Below are 16,261 nucleotides of genomic sequence, written 5' to 3'. Positions count from 1 at the left end.
ACCCGCCGGCGCAATCCATTTGAGAGAAACCGTGCCCGACCGGGCGCGGCTGGTTTTCGTTCAGGCTTGCCCCGCTGCAATTATGATTTCCCGCCGCCACCTTCTGAGCTCGCTAGGCGGTCTCGCCGCCACGGCCGGGCTATCGGCCTTCTGGGCTTCCCGCATGACCTCCTATGACGGCCCCGTCTCCGACCATTTCGACGGCCGGACCTTCTTCGATCCCGACGGCGTGCCGCCGAAGTCGCTCGGCGAGGTGCTGCGCTGGCAGTTCGGCGGCGACCGCCAGCGGCAGGCCTGGCCGGACTGGGTCGAGAACGAACACGCTGACATCCCGCCGCCGCGGGTCACGGCCGGGGTGCGGCTGAGCTTCGTCGGCCATGCCAGCTGGCTGATCCAGACCGCGGGCCAGAACATCCTGATCGATCCGGTATGGTCGGACCGGGTTTCGCCGGTCTCTTTCGTCGGGCCGAAGCGGCACAATGCGCCGGGCATCGCCTTCGACCGGCTGCCTGCCATCGACACCGTGCTGGTGTCGCACGGCCATTACGATCATCTCGACCTCGCCACGCTGTCGCGGCTGGCGGCAACATTCAACCCGCGCGTGGTGACGCCGCTCGGCAATGACAGCACCATGCGATCGGCCGACCGCGCGATCCGGGTCGAGGCCTTCGACTGGAAGGATCGCGTCGACCTCGGCGGCGGGCTGGCGGTGACTTTGGTGCCGACCCGGCACTGGACCTCGCGCGGCCTGTTCGACCGCAACAAGGCGCTGTGGGCGAGCTTCGTGCTGGAGACGCCGGCGGGCAAGATCTACATCGTCTGCGATTCCGGCTACGGCGACGGCATCCACTTCCGCCGGGTGCGCGACGCGCATGGGCCGCTGCGGCTCGCGATCCTGCCGATCGGCGCCTATGAGCCGCGCGGGTTCATGAAGGACCAGCACATGAATCCGGCGGACGCCATGAAGGCATTGGCCGATTGCGGCGCCGGGCAGGCGCTGGCGCATCACCACGCCACGTTCCAGCTCACCGACGAAGCGATGGACGCGCCGGCGAAAGAACTGGCGGTCGCACTGGGCGCGGCAGAAATTCCACGAGAGCGGTTCGTCGCGCTAAGACCGGGACAGATTTTTGAGATTTAGCTCCGTCATTGCGAGGAGCGAAGCGACGCGGCAATCCAGAAGGCCACAAGGAAGAGCTGGATTGCTTCGTCGCAAAGGCTCCTCGCAATGACAGCAACAGCTACTGCGCCGGCTTGATTTCCCAGGCCACGCTGACCGTGACCCGCAGCGTCTCCTCGCCCTGTGCGACGGGCGCGGAGGCGGCAACGCCGGCCATCTTGCGAAATGTCATCGGCGCCGGCGCGCCGCCGCCGTCTTCAGAAATGCTGACGGGCATCCCCAGCGAGACGCCTGCGGCTTTGGCATAGATCTCGGCCTTGCGCCGCGCATCGGCCACGGCTTCGAGGCGGGCCTCGTCGAGCAGCTTCGACGCCTTCTCGACCATGAAATTGATGCCGCCGATCTCGTTGGCGCCGGACGACACCAGCGTGTCGATGGTGGCCGCGACCTTGGTGACGTCGCGCAGCCGGATGGTGACGCGGTTGCTGGCGCGATAGCCGGAGATCACGTTCGGCCCGGGCCTGGTCTGCTGCGCATATTGCGGCTGCAGCGAAAGCCGCGCGGTCTGCACGTCCTTCTCGTCGAGCCCACCGGCCTTCAGCGCCAGCAGCACCTTGCCCATCGCGGCATTATTGGCCTCGGAGGCCTCGCGCGCGGTCTTTGCCTCGCTGCTGACGCCACCGTCGATCAGCGCCATATCCGGCGGCACCGACACGGTGCCCTCGCCGGAGACCGAGATCGTCGGTGGCGGCACGACCTGCGCCAGAGCCGGTGAACCGATGAGTGTGCCGGCGAGTGCGAAGAGAATGACAGGATGTTTCATTCCCGAACCCTCTGAACTGTCCAAGGCTTCTTTATGTCCGACGCAGCCGCGCCGTTACTTCAGCGGGACGTAGACATTGATGACCAGCCGGTCTTCGGCCGTCTTCAACGGATCGGTCATGTACTCCTCGATGAACGTGTCCTTGGCTTCCAGCTTCTTGTCGTCGAGGTGATTGGTGATCGCCTCGTAGGTGTTGTCCATGTTGTCGTAGGAGCCGCGGTGCACAAATTTCAACGCGCGGCCTTCCGGTGACTTGCTGACGCTCATCGCCTTCGGCAGGCCCTTGGGCTCCTGATCGACCGGGATCTCGGCGAGGAACGTGAAGCCGGTATCGTCGGTCGAGGTGTAGACGATCATCGGATTGCCGGAGGGTTTGATGCTTTGCTTGTCGAGCAGCGCCGTCATTTGCTTGAAGGCATCCATCAGGGTCTCGAACGCCGAATCCCAATTGGCCTTGCCGCTGAAGGCCAGCACCTGCTTCGGGGCCAGCGTGATTTCCTCGCCGAACGGATCGGCGGCCTGCACCGCCGGCGGCGGCGTGACAGGTGCCGGAGCGACCGGCGCCGGCGTTTCGACGACGACCGGCGGAGTGACCGGTGCGGCCGGCGTGGCGGCGGAAGGCGCCGGCGCGGCAGGGGGTGCCGGCGTGGCAGGGCTCGGCGTAGCCGGGGCGACGGGCGCCTGGGCCGGCGTCTGGGTGCTGGGAGTGGTCGCCGCCGGCGGGGTGGCGGGTGGCGCCTGGGCGACGGCTGCAAAGTTCAGCGACAGCGCGGCGGCCGGGATCAGCGCCACGGTGGCGAAGCGGAGCAGGGAACGGTTCATCGAAAACTCTCCATCGGCAACGGCACACACTTAAGTGGCACCGTGACATGCGCAATCGGCCATCATGGTAACACGCTGCCGCGCAATTCGTCCCCGCGCAAACCGCCGGCGCCGCACGAAAGTCGCACATGGAACGGCTGCACTGGCCAACGTCCGCCGACTTCGCCATATAGGCAAGGTAATATCGGGACCTGACATGAGCGCGCTGGCTAACCACAGCTTTGCCAAGATGAACGGTATCGGCAACGAGATCGTCGTCATCGACCTGCGCGACGGCGCCGCCGGCATCGCGCCGGACGACGCCCGCACGGTCGCAGCCATCGTGCCCTATGACCAGTTGATGGTGCTGCAGAGACCGGGCCTGGCCGGCACCGAGGCCTTCGTCCGGATCTACAACAATGACGGCTCGGAAGCGGGCGCCTGCGGCAATGGCATGCGCTGCGTGGCGCAGCGGGTGTTTGCCGGCAGCGGCAAGGATGCGCTGACCTTCGAGACCCGCGCCGGGCTGATCAATTGCTGGCCCGGCCCGTCGCCGGACACCTTCACCGTGGACATGGGCGCGCCGAAATTCGGCTGGCAGGATATCCCGCTGGCGGAGGAGTTTCGCGACACCCGCGGCATCGAGCTGCAGATCGGCCCGATCGACGCGCCGGTCTTGCACACGCCCTCGGTGGTCTCGATGGGCAATCCGCATGCAATCTTCTGGGTCGACGACATCGAGGCCTATGATCTCAGCCGCTTCGGGCCGCTGCTGGAGAACCACCCGATCTTCCCGGAGCGCGCCAACATCACGCTGGCCCATGTCGTGGACCGCGATCATATCGTTATGCGAACCTGGGAACGCGGCGTCGGCCTGACCCGCGCCTGCGGCTCCGCCGCCTGCGCCACCGCGGTCGCCGCCGCCCGCCTGCGCCGCACGGGCCGCCTCGTCCACATGACGCTGCCCGGCGGAAAGCTCACCATCGACTGGCGCGAACGCGACGACCATGTGCTGATGACCGGGCCTGCCGAGCTGGAATATGAGGGCCGGCTCGATCCGAAGCTGTTCGGAGCGGCGGTTTAAGCGCGCGAAAGGCCCTACCCGTTTGTGGCACGCTGCGGCTACCTCTCGCCCTTGTCGCAACTAAAGATAGTGATACCTTTCCCCCGGCTGCAGCCGCCATTGGGCCAGCGCAACGGGAGGACGAAGATGCCGCCGGAAATTACGGTCGATTTCATCAACCGAAGCACCGACACCGGAAATAGCCAGGTCGTGCTTTTTGAAACGGCGGAGGGGCCACCGCGGCACACGCTGCGTTTCCATAACCGGAGCGGCAGGACCCAGACCTTCGTATGTTTCCAGCCCACGGAGCACAATTCCGCGAACGGCTATCCCATCGCATGGTTCGCCATGCCCGTGGCCAGCGGCGTCCAGGTCAATTTCAGATGGCAGCCGACCTTCGACCTGGTCTGGATGGAGACTGGCAAACTTGCGCCGGGCATTCAGGCGATGGCGTCCCAGGTCATCCCGGCATCGCTCGGCAGCAGCAACATGGCCTATCTCAGCTATATCGACGAAGCCTTTGCCTTCCATAATCAGGGGCCGGGCGATCCGCCGGCCGACCTGATCATCCGCACCGACACCACCATCCCGCAAAACACCGTCAGCGTCGGGATCGGAATGGCGGGAGCACCGACCCAGGTTCTTCAGACGCAGGCCAATCTGAACACTGTCTTCACCGCCGTTCCGAACTACTGGGTGGCGATTGCAGATGTGGTGCAAGGCGAGGTGCTGGACGAATCGGAATTGGCCGCCAAGGCGCCGGTAGTGTTTCCGCCCAACGTCACGGCGATGACCGCGACCCTCGATGCGGATCAGAAGTTTGTCGTGCAGCAGGGACTTGTGGTCTGAACCTCCGGTCGCCGCGCCCGGGTCGCTTACTCCCCGTTCCAGCCACAGATCCGCAGCCGCGCGTGCAGATGCGGCGGCGCCGGGGCCACAACCCGGATCGGATCCTTGTTGCGCGAGATCGGGATCACGATCTCCCGGGCGTGCAGATGTAGCGTCGGCTCGCCGAAGCGCGGGCCGGAACCGTAGATATTGTCGCCGACGATCGGCCAGCCCGACGCCGAACTGTGCACCCGCAACTGGTGGGTCCGGCCGGTCACCGGTTCCAGCGCCATCCAGACCAGGCCCTCGCCCCGCCCCAACACCCGGAAATTGGTCACCGCCTTCAACCCCTCGGCGTCCGGCTTCATCCACCAGCCCCGCTCGGCATTCAGCCGGCCGAGCGGCATGTCGATGGTGCCCTCGTCCTCGGCCGGACCGCCCTCGACCACCGCCCAATAGGTCTTGGAAATCCGGCTGTGCTTGAACAAAAGGCCAAGCGAGGCCGTGGCCTTGCGATGGCGGCCCAGCACCAGGCAGCCGGACGTGTCGCGGTCGAGCCTGTGCGCCAGCACCGGGGCGCGCGGCAGGCCGTAGCGCAGGAATTCGAACGCGGTTTCCAGATTGGCGCCGCCCTTGGGGCCGCGGTGCACCGGCAGACCGGCCGGCTTGTCGATCACCAGCATCAAGCCGTCACGGTGCAGCACCCGGGACAGGATCTCGGCCTCGGTCAGTTCGACCGCATCGGTGCGCGGCAGCCGGGCTTCGGGCTCGATGTCGTCGTTGATATCGTCGTGGCTTTCGTTCATGGCGCGAAACGGCTAACACAGCCCCGACATGAACGACACTCCCGAAACGCCGAAACTGAGCTGGTGGCGGCGGCTCTCCAGCGGATTGAAACGTACCTCGAGCTCGCTGGGGACCGCGGTCGCCGACCTCGTCACCAAGCGCAAGCTCGACCGCGCCATGCTCGAGGACATCGAGGATGTGCTGCTGCGCGCCGATCTGGGCACCGAGGTTGCGGCGCGGATCGCCGCCGCGGTCGGCCATGGCCGCTACGACAAGGCGATCTCCGCCGACGACGTGAAGGCCGTGGTGGCCAGCGAAGTCGAGAAGGTGCTGTCCGCCGTCGCCAGGCCGCTGGTCATCGACGCCGCGCAAAAGCCCTTCGTAATCCTGGTGGTCGGCGTCAACGGGTCCGGTAAGACGACCACGATCGGCAAACTCACGCAGAAATTCAAATCCGAGGGCCGTAGCGTGATGCTCGCCGCCGGCGACACGTTTCGCGCCGCGGCCATCGAGCAGCTCAAGGTCTGGGGCGAGCGCAACAAGGTGCCGGTGATCGCGGGCGCCCAGGGCTCGGATTCGGCGAGTCTCGCCTTCACCGCCGTCACCGAAGCGCGCGCTGCCAAGACCGACGTGCTGCTGATCGACACCGCCGGCCGCTTGCAGAACAAGTCCGAGCTGATGATCGAGCTGGAAAAGGTCGTGCGCGTCATCAAGAAGGTCGATACCTCCGCGCCGCATGCGGTGCTGCTGGTGCTGGACGCCACGGTGGGACAAAACGCGCTGTCGCAGGTCGAGGTGTTTCATCGTATGGCTGGCGTCACGGGCCTCGTGATGACGAAGCTCGACGGCACCGCGCGCGGCGGCATCCTGGTCGCGCTGGCGGAGAAGTTCAAACTGCCGGTGCATTTCATCGGCGTCGGCGAGGGGATCGACGATCTCGCGCCGTTCACCGCACGGGATTTCGCGCAGGCGATTGCGGGAATCGACAATTGAATCGAGAGCTGAGATGACCGAGATCCTCGACAGGAAACAGCCACACCCGCTGTTCAAGTTCGCCACCGAACTCGGGCCGCTGCTGGTCTTCTTCGTCGCCAACGCCAAGGCCAATCTGTTCGTCGCCACCGGCGCCTTCATGGTGGCGGTGATCATCGCGATGGTGGCATCCTATGTGGTGACGAAGCACGTACCGATGATGGCGATCGTCACGGCCGTCGTGGTCATCGTGTTCGGCTCGCTGACGCTGTTGCTGCACGACGAGACCTTCATCAAGATGAAGCCGACCATCGTCTATGCGCTGTTCGCCGCGACCCTTGGCGGCGGGCTTTTGTTCGGCCGCTCTTTCATCGCCATCATGTTCGACCAGGTATTCAATTTGACGCCGCAGGGCTGGCGCGTGCTGACGTTGCGCTGGGCGCTGTGGTTTGCCGCGATGGCTGTTCTCAACGAGCTGATCTGGCGCACCCAGACCACCGAGTTCTGGGTCGCCTTCAAGGTGTTCGGCATGGTGCCGCTGACCATGATCTTTGCGCTGACTCAGATGCCGCTGGTCAAGCGCCACGCGCTGGCACCGGTGTCGCTGGAAAAAAGCGCTGCCGACGAAGGCGAAGTGACGAAGTAAAAACGCACCGGCGCGACTGCGCCGATGCGTCTGTCTTCATGCGATCAAGGGGTCGCTCAGCTCTTCTGCTTGGCGATCACCTTGTCCTTGATGCCTTCATAGGTCTTTTCCGGCACGATCTTCTTCTGCACCAGCTCGTCCTTGCCCTTGTAGGGACGGCCCTTCACGATCGCCGCGGAATAGGCCTTGCCGATGCCCGGCAGCGTTTCCAGCGACTCGATGCTGGCGGAGTTGAGATCGAGCAGTTCGGCCTTCGGCGCCGGCGCCATCTTGGATTCGGTGGCAGGTGCCATCTTGCCAGGCGCGGCGGGGGCCATCTTGGTGGCAGGCGCCGCGGGCTGCGCGGTCTGAGCCATCGAGGGCGAGGCGGCGAGCAGGCCAAGGGTGAGTGCAGCGGCGGTGAGTGAAGCAATCGAGAAATGACGCATCGAAATGTCCCTCCAAGGACGGTTTAAGTAACGATGCAAGCTAGCTGTCGATTCATGGCGGACGCAAGGCGCGAAAATGAACGGCAGCTAAAGGCGGAAGTTTATTTAGCTGTCATTCCGGGGCGCGAGCGACGCCAGTTGCGAGCGAACCTCAGCTACTCCAGTAGGAGTGGCGGGAAATCTCGAAATGTCCAGCGCAAAACACTTCGGGATTCCGGGTCTGCATCAGCCGGCTACGCCGTCTGCTGCATCCCGGAATGACAGTGTTGGATCGCTCGCCCTCGCCGGGCCGGGACGACGCCGGGTTTAACTTCCCTTGTTCAGCGCCTTCTCGATCTCGACCTTCAGCACGCTGTCGAAATTCGCCGCCGTCACGCCGCCGACCAGTCTGTAGCTGATGCGGCCGTCGCGGCCGACGACGAAGGTCTCGGGCACGCCGTAGACGCCCCAGTCGATCGAGGCGCGGCCGTTGCCGTCGACGCCGACGATGCCGAACGGGTTACCGTAGCGGCCGAGGAAGCGGCGCGCATTGTCGGCGCCGTCCTTGTAGTTGATGCCGACGATCTGGAGGCGCTTGTCCTGCGCCAGCGTCATGAATAGCGGCGCCTCGTCGTGGCACGGCACGCACCACGACGCCCAGACGTTGACGACGCTGACGCGGCTCATGAACAGCGCGGGATCGAGCCCCGGCACCGGCGCGCCATTCGCCGTCAGGCCTTCGAGCGCCGGCAGCGCGGTGGCCGGCGCCGGGCGGCCGATCAGCGCGGAGGGCAGCCTGGCGGGATCGCCGGCGCCGAGCTTGAACCAGAACAGAGCGGCGACCACGGCAAAGCCGAGCAGCGGCAGCGCCATCAGCAGCGGGCGGCGTTTGGGGGCTGCGGTGTCGCTCATGATACGTCCGTGGCGCTGCGGCCGGAGCGGCGGCTGACGCCGGAGGCCTCGAGCTGATGCAGCCTGGCCTTGACGCGGCGATGGTCGATCGCGATCCAGACGATCAGGATCGCAATCACGGCCGCAACCAGCGCGTAGGACGTCACGATGAAGCTGGCATAGGGACCGAGGCTCATCATGGCAGCGCCGGTCGCTGGCTGGCCTGCAGCATCTGCAGCGAGCGCACGCGGCGGCGCAGGATCTCGTTACGCATCGCGGCCAGATGCAGCGTCAGGAACAGCAGCGAGAACGCCACCCCCATCACCAGCAGCGGATAGAGAAACGACTTGTCGAGCGACGAGCCCCCCATCTTCAGCACCGAGGCCGGCTGGTGCAGCGTATTCCACCAGTCGACCGAGAATTTGATGATCGGGATGTTGATGGCGCCGACCAGCGTCAGCACGGCTGCGGCGCGCGCCGCGCGCGACGGATCCTCTACCGCGCGCCACAGCGCGATCAGGCCGAGATACATCAGGAACAGGATCAGCATCGAGGTCAGCCGCGCGTCCCATTCCCAATAGGTGCCCCACATCGGCCGGCCCCATAGCGAGCCGGTAACCAAGGCCAGAAAGGTGAAGGCGGCGCCGATCGGGGCTGCGGCCTTGGCGGCGACGTCGGCCAGCGGATGCCGCCACACCAGCGTGCCCAGCGACGCCACGCTCATCGCGCCCCAGACGAACATCGCCAGCCAGGCGTTGGGGACGTGGACGAACATGATCTTGACGGTGGCGCCCTGCTGATAATCGTCCGGCACCATCGCCGACTGGTACAGGCCGATCGCCAGCAGCAGCGCGGTCAGTCCCGCCAGCCACGGCAGCACGCGCGTGGTCAGCGACAGGAACCGGGTAGGATTGGCGAGTTCACTTAAGCTCATGGCACTTCCAATAATCGCCGCGGCGGCTGCAGGCAATGCGACTGGCATAGCATCGTGCGGCCATGCGGAGAGTTGATCGGGCGCAACACCGGTCAATCCAGTCCGTGGCGCAGGCTGGCGGCGGCGGCGAACGGGCCGATCACCAGGCTCGCCAGCGACAGCGCGCACAGGATCGAGAACGGCGTGCCGAACGACAATTGTCCGGCGTCGATGGCGGCATTCGCCGCGGCGACGCCGAAAATCAGCACCGGGATCGACAGCGGCAGCACCAGAACGGCGAGCAGCAGTCCGCCGCGCTGCAGCGAAACCGCGAGTGCTGCGCCGATCATGCCGGTGAAGGTCAGCGCCGGGGTGCCGGCCAGCAGCGTCAACGCCACGGCCAGCGTGGCAGTGCCGTCGAGATTGAGCAGCAGGCCGAGCACCGGGGTGGCGACGATCAGCGGCAGGCCGGCGGCGATCCAGTGCGCGAAGGCCTTGGCGGCGCAGGTCAATTCCAGCGGCGTCCGGCTCATCAGGATGAGGTCGAGCGAGCCGTCGTCCTGGTCGGCCATGAACAGCCGGTCGAGCGTCAGGAGGCTGGCCAGCAGCGCGCCGATCCACAGGATCGCCGGCCCCAGCCGCGCCAGCAGCGCGAGATCCGGGCCGAGCGCGAACGGCATCAGCACGACCACGGTGAGGAAGAACAGCACCCCGATCAAAGCGCCCCCGCCGACCCGCATGGCAATGCGGATGTCGCGGCGAATCAGCGCGCCGAGGGCGGTCATGAGGGGCGCCCCCTTCTTCCTTCTCCCCTTGTGGGAGAAGGTGGCGCGGCCGCAGGCCGCGTCGGATGAGGGGTAGCTAGGCGACGTCGGTTGCGGCACCCCTCACCCGTCTCGAACATGCTCCGCATGTTCGATCCACCCTCTCCCACAAGGGGAGAGGGAAGGAAGAAGGCCGGTCGAGTTGCCAACATTCGCCCCCTCACGACGCTCCCCCGATGCGCAATTCCCGCGCGTCGATCCCGAGCGGCGCGTGGGTCGCAGCTATAATCATGCCGCCGCGGCCGAGATGCGCGGTCATCAGGCCGGCAAACACCCGCTGGCTGGCCAGGTCCAGCGCTGAGGTCGGCTCGTCGAGCAGCCAGATCGGGCGGTGCACGGCGAGAAGCCGCGCGATCGACAGCCGGCGGCGCTGGCCGGCGGAGAGAAAGCCTGCCGGCAGCGCGGCGGCGTGGCTCAACCCCACCGCGGCAATGGCTTCGGCGGGATCGCCCGGCGTACCACCAAAGAACTCCGCCCAGAAAATGAGATTTTCCGTCACCGTCAGCGCCGGCTTCATGGCGTCGCGGTGGCCGAGATAATGCGCCTGCTCGGGCAGGGTCAGCTCGGCATCGCCGCCGGTGAGCGCGACCGTACCGCCCTCCATCGCCAGGAGGCCGGCGATCAGCCGCAGCAGCGACGTTTTGCCCGCCCCGTTGGGGCCGACCACGGCCAGCGCCTCGCCGCCCTCGGCGTCGAAATCGAGCCCGGCGAACACCTCGCGGCCGCCCCGCACACATCGCAAACCGCGTCCCGAGAGCCGCATCCTTGTCCTTTCACGGCCCTCTGCTAGGTGAAGGGCGCGTTGCCACGTTGCCTGATACCGCATTGCTGCGAAACGATTGTCGGTGTGGCGGCGCCTCTAGAAAGATTCTATAAGCCGGAACTTGATGCAGCACACAATCGAGACCCGCAAGCCACTCAGGCTGCCCTGCTGCGGTGTATTGATACCTTTTACCGGGTATCCTGTAACGAAGAATTGGGACCGCTCCATATGACCTCGCTCGACAGCTTCAAATGCCAGACGACCCTCAAGGTCGGCGACAAGACCTATGTCTATTACAGCCTGCCTCTGGCCGAAAAGAACGGCCTGGCCGGCATTTCGAAGCTGCCCTATTCGATGAAGGTTCTGCTGGAGAACCTGCTGCGCTTCGAGGACAACCGCACCGTCAAGAAGGCCGACATCGAAGCCGTCGCGGAATGGCTGAAGACCCGCAAGCTCGAGCACGAGGTCTCGTTCCGCCCGGCACGCGTGCTGATGCAGGATTTCACGGGGGTCCCCGCCGTGGTCGATCTCGCCGCGATGCGCAACGCGATGCAGGCGCTCGGCGGCGACGCCGAGAAGATCAACCCGCTGGTCCCGGTAGATCTGGTCATCGACCACAGCGTGATCGTGAATTTCTTCGGCAACAACGAAGCCTTCGGCAAGAACGTCGCCGAGGAATACAAGCAGAACCAGGAGCGCTACGAGTTCCTGAAATGGGGCCAGAAGGCATTTTCGAACTTCTCGGTCGTCCCCCCCGGCACCGGCATCTGCCACCAGGTCAATCTCGAATACCTCGCCCAGACGGTCTGGACCCGCGTCCAGGAAATGACCGTCGACGGCAAGCCCGGCTCCTATGAAGTCGCCTACCCCGACACGCTGGTCGGCACCGATTCGCACACCACCATGGTCAACGGCCTCGCCGTGCTCGGCTGGGGCGTCGGCGGCATCGAGGCGGAAGCCGCGATGCTCGGCCAGCCGCAGTCGATGCTGCTGCCGGAAGTGATCGGCTTCAAGCTCGATGGCGCGCTGAACGAAGGCGTCACCGCCACCGACCTCGTGCTCACCGTCACCCAGATGCTGCGCAAGCAGGGCGTGGTCGGCAAGTTCGTCGAATTCTACGGCCCCGGCCTCGATGTCATGTCGGTCGCCGACAAGGCCACGATCGGCAACATGGCACCGGAATACGGCGCCACCTGCGGCTTCTTCCCGGTCGATGCCTCGACCCTGGAATACCTCACCACCTCCGGCCGCAAGCCCGAGCGCGTGGCCCTCGTCGAGGCCTATGCCAAGGCGCAGGGCCTGTACCGCACCGCCGGTTCGGAAGATCCGGTGTTCACCGCGACCCTGTCGCTCAACCTCGGCGACGTCGTCCCCTCGATGGCCGGCCCGAAGCGTCCCGAAGGCCGCGTCGCGCTGCCCGCCATTGCGGAGGGTTTTGAGGCCGCGATGACGGCCGAATACAAGAAGGCCACCGACCACGGTATGCGTTTCAAGGTCGACGGCCGCGATTTCGACCTCGGCCATGGCGACGTGGCGATCGCCGCGATCACCTCCTGCACGAACACCTCGAACCCCTCGGTGCTGATCGGCGCCGGCCTGCTGGCCCGCAACGCGGTCGCCAAGGGCCTGACCTCGAAGCCGTGGGTGAAGACCTCGCTGGCGCCGGGCTCTCAGGTCGTCGGCGAATATCTCGCCAATTCCGGCCTGCAGAAGGACCTCGACAAGATCGGCTTCAACCTGATCGGTTTCGGCTGCACCACCTGCATCGGCAATTCCGGCCCGCTGCCGGAGGAGATCTCGAAGTCGATCAACGACAACGGCATCATCGCCGCCGCCGTGCTGTCGGGTAACCGCAACTTCGAAGGCCGCGTCTCGCCGGACGTGCAGGCGAACTATCTGGCCTCGCCACCGCTGGTGGTCGCCTATGCGCTGGCCGGCTCCGTGACCAAGAACCTGGCAGTCGAGCCGATCGGCGAAGGCACCGACGGCCCGGTCTATCTCAAGGACATCTGGCCGACGACGCAGGAGATCAACTCCTACATGAAGGAATTCGTCACCGCGGAGATCTTCAAGAAGAAGTACGCCGACGTGTTCAAGGGCGACGTCAACTGGCAGGGCATCGAGACCGTCGAGAGCGAGACCTATGCCTGGAACATGGCATCGACCTACGTGCAGAACCCGCCCTACTTCGAAGGCATGAAGATCGAGCCGGAGCCGATCGTCGACGTCGTCGATGCACGGATCCTCGCGATGTTCGGCGACAAGATCACCACCGACCACATCTCGCCGGCCGGCGCGATCAAGCTGACCTCGCCCGCCGGCAAGTACCTGTCGGAGCATCAGGTGCGCCCGGCCGACTTCAACCAGTACGGCACGCGGCGCGGCAATCACCAGGTCATGATGCGCGGCACCTTCGCCAATATCCGCATCAAGAACTTCATGCTGCAGGGCGCTGACGGCAACGTGCCGGAAGGCGGCATGACCAAGCACTGGCCGGACGGCGAGCAGATGCCGATCTACGATGCCGCCATGAAGTATCAGGCCGAGAAGGTGCCATTGGTGGTGTTCGCCGGTGCCGAATACGGCAATGGCTCGTCGCGCGACTGGGCGGCCAAGGGCACCCGCCTGCTCGGCGTCCGCGCCGTGATCACCGAGAGCTTCGAGCGCATCCATCGTTCCAACCTCGTCGGCATGGGCATCCTGCCGCTGACCTTCGAGACCGGCACGACCTGGAAGTCGCTCGGCCTCAAGGGCGACGAGACGGTGTCGATCCGCGGGCTTCAGGGAGATTTGAAGCCGCGCCAGAAGCTGATCGCCGAAATCACGTCGGCGGACGGCACCAAGCGGGAAGTTTCGCTGCTGTGCCGCATCGATACGCTCGACGAGCTCGAATATTATCGCAATGGCGGCATCCTGCAGTACGTGCTGCGGCAGCTCGTCGCCTGAGGCGTTTGATCTGGATCATGCGACGTCGCGCCTCACTGCGAAGTGAGTGGTGAGTGAACGGAAGGCGGCCTATCACAAGGCCGCCTTCCGGCGTTTAGGGCATCTGTACAAGTGGCACTTCCGTATCGAGACACCGTCTGTTACGTGTCGCTATTAAAGCGTGGCAAACCAATGAAAACCTCTCATGGCATTACCCGATGGACGGGCGCAGCCAGCGTCTGCCTCGCTTTTGCTATGAGCGGTGTCGCACACAGCCAGCCCATTGCTGTCGTCGAACTGTTCACCTCGCAGGGCTGTTCGTCGTGCCCGCCAGCCGACAAGATCATCGGCGATCTCGCCCGCGATAGCCGCGTGATCGCGCTCAGCATGCCGATCGACTACTGGGACTATCTCGGCTGGAAGGACACGCTGGCAGATTCCCGCTTCAGCGCGCGGCAGAAATCCTACTCGAACATGCGCGGCGACCGCGACGTCTATACGCCGCAGGTCATCGTCAACGGCACACGGCAGGTGATCGGCAGCGACCGCGGCAAGATCGACATGGCCATCGACGAGACGCGCAAGGGCGCGGTGATGTCGGTGCCGGTGTCGCTGACGGTCTCGGGCAAGCAGGTGAACGTGGCCGTCTCCGCCTCCGAGAAGAGCCCTCACGCCGCGCGTGGCGAGGTCTGGATCTGTTCGGTATCGAAAGCGGTGCCGATCGCCATCGGCCGCGGCGAAAATCGCGGCCAGGCGCTGACCTACTACAATGTGGTGCGTAACTGGCTGAAGGTCGGTGACTGGACCGGAACGGCGGCGACCTGGACCGTGCCGCTGGAGAACATCAGCCGCGACGGCGTCGATGCCGCGGTGGTCTATCTCCAGGACGGCACGCGCGACCATCCCGGCGCCATGCTCGGGGCAACGATGACGTCGCTGCCGTAGCAGCTTGTCGTTCCGGGATGCGGCAGACGACCAAGCCGTCTGACGGAGACCTCAGCCTCTCCAATTGGAGTGGCGGGGAACCTCGATGCGTTCACCCACTTTCCGGGATCGAGCTGTCGATCGAAAACTCGGGGTTCCGGGTTCGCTCGCGCTGGCGCGCTCTCGCCCCGGAATGACAGACACTACTATCCCAAAAGAAAAGGGCCAACTTGCGTTGGCCCAGTGGGATAACCCTGCGCAGGCCCGATCCTTACAACCCCGGGGGGCTGGGGGCTGAGGAATCCAGGATCGAAAGAACCGGGCCCGACGCAGTATCTGTTTTTCGCAACCCGAAAAGGCTGCGGCTGGGCGGAAATCTGGCGGCAATAAGATTTGCCTAACGATCCCGTGACAGCAGGTTTCCACCGGTCAGTCATGCAACGCATCGCGCCCCTTGCAGCCTGCGCCCGACGGGGCGATCATGTGGAATATGTGACAGGAGGCGCTGCATGAGTTCGATCCCAGGGGATAGCGATCCCGGCGAGAACCGCGGGGCGGAGCGCAGTGCGACCGTCTCCGCCGTCACCTTCAACCGCATCGAACTGAACCGAATCCTGAATCTGTATGGCCGCATGGTCGCCAACGGCGAATGGCGCGACTATGCGATCGACTTCTTGAAGGACCGCGCGGTGTTCTCGGTATTCCGCCGCGCCTCCGAAGTGCCTATCTACCGGATCGAGAAAGACCCTCGGCTGGCGCGGAAGCAGGGCATCTACAGTGTGATCTCCGCCAGCGGCCAGATTTTGCGTCGCGGCCATGAGCTTGACCGCGTGCTGCTGGTGATCGACCGCAAGCTGGCGGTGGTCTAGCCGCCGGCAGCCGGATCGGCTGTCGGCAACGTTCGGCCGCCACCGCCGATCGCGCGCTGCATCATCACGACGTCGAGCCAACGACCGAATTTGTAACCGACATCGGGATGCAATCCGATCATCTGGAAACCGGTTTTGGTATGGACGCCGATCGAGCCCGCGTTCGCGGAATCGCCGATCACGGCGATGATCTGCCGGAAACCCAGTCTCTCGCAATCCTCGATAAGCCGCTGCAGCAGTTCCGTGCCGACGCCGCGGCGGTGACTGTCCGGCGCGAGATAAATCGCATTCTCCACGGTGAAGCGATAGGCCGGGCGGGTCCGATAAAGTGACGCATAGGAATAGCCGACCACCCGGCCCCCCAGCAGCGCCACGAGATAGGGAAAGCCGGCGGAAGTGATCTCGTTGAAGCGGCGCGTCATCTCGGCTGCGTCCGGCGGGTCCAGCTCGAAGGTCGCGGTGCCGTGCAGCACGGCTTCGCGGTAGATCGCGGTGATGGCGGGCAGGTCGGCCGATGTGGCGGGGCGGATTTGGGGTTCTGACATACCGCCGAAGGTAGAATCTTTTTACGCGAAGGCAAATCGCGGATTTACGCGAACGCTCTTCGTCCCTCTCCCCCGCGCGAAGCTTCGCTTCGCTAGGTGGGAGAGGGTGGATCGAACCGCGAAGCGGTTCGAGACGGGTGAGGGGTAGCCTCAAACGCCGT

18 protein-coding genes are annotated in these 16,261 nt (G+C 65.2%); 8 read left to right on the top strand and 10 right to left on the bottom strand.

The window, feature by feature from the left end; all coding sequences use genetic code 11:
* The first annotated feature begins 163 nt into the window (after positions 1-163).
* Positions 164-1,141, top strand: a complete 978-nt coding sequence (locus FNL56_RS02470) for an MBL fold metallo-hydrolase (RefSeq protein ID WP_143577443.1) — start codon at positions 164-166, stop codon at positions 1,139-1,141.
* A 100-nt stretch (positions 1,142-1,241) separates the two neighbouring features.
* Here FNL56_RS02470 and FNL56_RS02465 read toward each other — a convergent pair whose 3' ends face one another.
* Positions 1,242-1,943, bottom strand: a complete 702-nt coding sequence (locus FNL56_RS02465) for an SIMPL domain-containing protein (RefSeq protein ID WP_143577442.1) — start codon at positions 1,941-1,943, stop codon at positions 1,242-1,244.
* Between the two features lie 54 nt (positions 1,944-1,997).
* Positions 1,998-2,765: a GyrI-like domain-containing protein gene (locus tag FNL56_RS02460; RefSeq protein ID WP_143577441.1), complete on the bottom strand. Its 768-nt coding sequence runs from the start codon at positions 2,763-2,765 to the stop codon at positions 1,998-2,000.
* A gap of 196 nt (positions 2,766-2,961) precedes the next feature.
* On the opposite strand from FNL56_RS02460, the gene dapF reads away from it, so the two are divergent.
* Positions 2,962-3,828, top strand: coding sequence for a diaminopimelate epimerase (gene dapF, locus FNL56_RS02455; RefSeq protein WP_143571428.1), 867 nt, complete (start codon positions 2,962-2,964; stop codon positions 3,826-3,828).
* Between the two features lie 126 nt (positions 3,829-3,954).
* Positions 3,955-4,656, top strand: a complete 702-nt coding sequence (locus tag FNL56_RS02450; protein ID WP_143571427.1) for a hypothetical protein — start codon at positions 3,955-3,957, stop codon at positions 4,654-4,656.
* A 26-nt stretch (positions 4,657-4,682) separates the two neighbouring features.
* On the opposite strand, the gene FNL56_RS02445 is transcribed toward FNL56_RS02450, so the two are convergent.
* Positions 4,683-5,441: a pseudouridine synthase family protein gene (locus tag FNL56_RS02445; RefSeq protein ID WP_168202838.1), complete on the bottom strand. Its 759-nt coding sequence runs from the start codon at positions 5,439-5,441 to the stop codon at positions 4,683-4,685.
* Positions 5,442-5,469: 28 nt separating this feature from the next.
* Between FNL56_RS02445 and ftsY the strand changes: the two genes are divergently transcribed.
* Together ftsY and FNL56_RS02435 are read left to right on the top strand one after the other, a co-directional pair.
* Positions 5,470-6,414, top strand: coding sequence for a signal recognition particle-docking protein FtsY (ftsY, locus tag FNL56_RS02440; RefSeq protein WP_143571426.1), 945 nt, complete (start codon positions 5,470-5,472; stop codon positions 6,412-6,414).
* Between the two features lie 13 nt (positions 6,415-6,427).
* The gene (locus tag FNL56_RS02435; RefSeq protein WP_143571425.1) at positions 6,428-7,039 is read left to right on the top strand and encodes a septation protein A; all 612 of its coding nucleotides are present in this window, start codon (positions 6,428-6,430) and stop codon (positions 7,037-7,039) included.
* Between the two features lie 56 nt (positions 7,040-7,095).
* On the opposite strand, the gene FNL56_RS02430 is transcribed toward FNL56_RS02435, so the two are convergent.
* The 6 genes from FNL56_RS02430 to ccmA form a co-directional block, all read right to left on the bottom strand.
* Positions 7,096-7,467: a ComEA family DNA-binding protein gene (locus tag FNL56_RS02430; RefSeq protein WP_143571424.1), complete on the bottom strand. Its 372-nt coding sequence runs from the start codon at positions 7,465-7,467 to the stop codon at positions 7,096-7,098.
* Between the two features lie 306 nt (positions 7,468-7,773).
* Positions 7,774-8,358 carry a DsbE family thiol:disulfide interchange protein gene (locus FNL56_RS02425; protein WP_143581749.1) on the bottom strand — a complete coding sequence of 195 codons (585 nt, stop codon included), beginning with the start codon at positions 8,356-8,358 and terminating at the stop codon, positions 7,774-7,776.
* The gene (gene ccmD / locus FNL56_RS02420; protein ID WP_143575993.1) at positions 8,355-8,534 is read right to left on the bottom strand and encodes a heme exporter protein CcmD; all 180 of its coding nucleotides are present in this window, start codon (positions 8,532-8,534) and stop codon (positions 8,355-8,357) included. The genes FNL56_RS02425 and ccmD overlap by 4 nt, the downstream gene beginning before the upstream one ends.
* Entirely contained in the window at positions 8,534-9,271 is a 738-nt protein-coding gene (locus tag FNL56_RS02415) for a heme ABC transporter permease (protein WP_143571422.1), read from the bottom strand. Before FNL56_RS02415 ends, ccmD begins: the two co-directional genes overlap by 1 nt.
* Positions 9,272-9,363: 92 nt before the next feature.
* Entirely contained in the window at positions 9,364-10,035 is a 672-nt protein-coding gene (ccmB, locus tag FNL56_RS02410; RefSeq protein ID WP_143571421.1) for a heme exporter protein CcmB, read from the bottom strand.
* 199 nt (positions 10,036-10,234) lie between these two features.
* Positions 10,235-10,837 (bottom strand): heme ABC exporter ATP-binding protein CcmA, encoded by a 603-nt coding sequence (gene ccmA / locus FNL56_RS02405; RefSeq protein ID WP_143571420.1) that lies wholly within the window; start codon positions 10,835-10,837, stop codon positions 10,235-10,237.
* Between the two features lie 228 nt (positions 10,838-11,065).
* Between ccmA and acnA the strand changes: the two genes are divergently transcribed.
* The 3 genes from acnA to FNL56_RS02390 all read left to right on the top strand — a co-directional run bounded on the left by acnA (position 11,066) and on the right by FNL56_RS02390 (position 15,555).
* Positions 11,066-13,783: an aconitate hydratase AcnA gene (gene acnA / locus FNL56_RS02400; RefSeq protein ID WP_143571419.1), complete on the top strand. Its 2,718-nt coding sequence runs from the start codon at positions 11,066-11,068 to the stop codon at positions 13,781-13,783.
* Between the two features lie 171 nt (positions 13,784-13,954).
* Complete coding sequence (locus FNL56_RS02395) at positions 13,955-14,707, top strand: DUF1223 domain-containing protein (protein WP_143571418.1); 753 nt, start codon at positions 13,955-13,957, stop codon at positions 14,705-14,707.
* A 488-nt stretch (positions 14,708-15,195) separates the two neighbouring features.
* Positions 15,196-15,555, top strand: coding sequence for a DUF2794 domain-containing protein (locus FNL56_RS02390; protein ID WP_143571417.1), 360 nt, complete (start codon positions 15,196-15,198; stop codon positions 15,553-15,555).
* On the opposite strand, the gene FNL56_RS02385 is transcribed toward FNL56_RS02390, so the two are convergent.
* Positions 15,552-16,100 carry a GNAT family N-acetyltransferase gene (locus FNL56_RS02385; protein ID WP_143571416.1) on the bottom strand — a complete coding sequence of 183 codons (549 nt, stop codon included), beginning with the start codon at positions 16,098-16,100 and terminating at the stop codon, positions 15,552-15,554. The two genes, FNL56_RS02390 and FNL56_RS02385, sit on opposite strands and share 4 nt — an antisense overlap.
* Positions 16,101-16,261 lie beyond the last annotated feature (161 nt).

Source organism: Tardiphaga sp. vice304 (genome assembly GCF_007018905.1).
In the GTDB taxonomy this organism is placed as follows: domain Bacteria; phylum Pseudomonadota; class Alphaproteobacteria; order Rhizobiales; family Xanthobacteraceae; genus Tardiphaga.
The sequence above is the reverse complement of the archived record's forward strand: the minus strand, read 5'-3'. Positions and strand labels throughout refer to the sequence as shown.

Coding starts and splice junctions, on each gene's coding strand:
- FNL56_RS02470 (WP_143577443.1), top strand. CDS start 164: ATGACCTCCTATGACGGCCCCGTCTCCGACCATTTCGACGGCCGGACC.
- FNL56_RS02465 (WP_143577442.1), bottom strand. CDS start 1,943: ATGAAACATCCTGTCATTCTCTTCGCACTCGCCGGCACACTCATCGGT.
- FNL56_RS02460 (WP_143577441.1), bottom strand. CDS start 2,765: ATGAACCGTTCCCTGCTCCGCTTCGCCACCGTGGCGCTGATCCCGGCC.
- dapF (WP_143571428.1), top strand. CDS start 2,962: ATGAGCGCGCTGGCTAACCACAGCTTTGCCAAGATGAACGGTATCGGC.
- FNL56_RS02450 (WP_143571427.1), top strand. CDS start 3,955: ATGCCGCCGGAAATTACGGTCGATTTCATCAACCGAAGCACCGACACC.
- FNL56_RS02445 (WP_168202838.1), bottom strand. CDS start 5,441: ATGAACGAAAGCCACGACGATATCAACGACGACATCGAGCCCGAAGCC.
- ftsY (WP_143571426.1), top strand. CDS start 5,470: ATGAACGACACTCCCGAAACGCCGAAACTGAGCTGGTGGCGGCGGCTC.
- FNL56_RS02435 (WP_143571425.1), top strand. CDS start 6,428: ATGACCGAGATCCTCGACAGGAAACAGCCACACCCGCTGTTCAAGTTC.
- FNL56_RS02430 (WP_143571424.1), bottom strand. CDS start 7,467: ATGCGTCATTTCTCGATTGCTTCACTCACCGCCGCTGCACTCACCCTT.
- FNL56_RS02425 (WP_143581749.1), bottom strand. CDS start 8,358: ATGAGCGACACCGCAGCCCCCAAACGCCGCCCGCTGCTGATGGCGCTG.
- ccmD (WP_143575993.1), bottom strand. CDS start 8,534: ATGAGCCTCGGTCCCTATGCCAGCTTCATCGTGACGTCCTACGCGCTG.
- FNL56_RS02415 (WP_143571422.1), bottom strand. CDS start 9,271: ATGAGCTTAAGTGAACTCGCCAATCCTACCCGGTTCCTGTCGCTGACC.
- ccmB (WP_143571421.1), bottom strand. CDS start 10,035: ATGACCGCCCTCGGCGCGCTGATTCGCCGCGACATCCGCATTGCCATG.
- ccmA (WP_143571420.1), bottom strand. CDS start 10,837: ATGCGGCTCTCGGGACGCGGTTTGCGATGTGTGCGGGGCGGCCGCGAG.
- acnA (WP_143571419.1), top strand. CDS start 11,066: ATGACCTCGCTCGACAGCTTCAAATGCCAGACGACCCTCAAGGTCGGC.
- FNL56_RS02395 (WP_143571418.1), top strand. CDS start 13,955: ATGAAAACCTCTCATGGCATTACCCGATGGACGGGCGCAGCCAGCGTC.
- FNL56_RS02390 (WP_143571417.1), top strand. CDS start 15,196: ATGAGTTCGATCCCAGGGGATAGCGATCCCGGCGAGAACCGCGGGGCG.
- FNL56_RS02385 (WP_143571416.1), bottom strand. CDS start 16,100: ATGTCAGAACCCCAAATCCGCCCCGCCACATCGGCCGACCTGCCCGCC.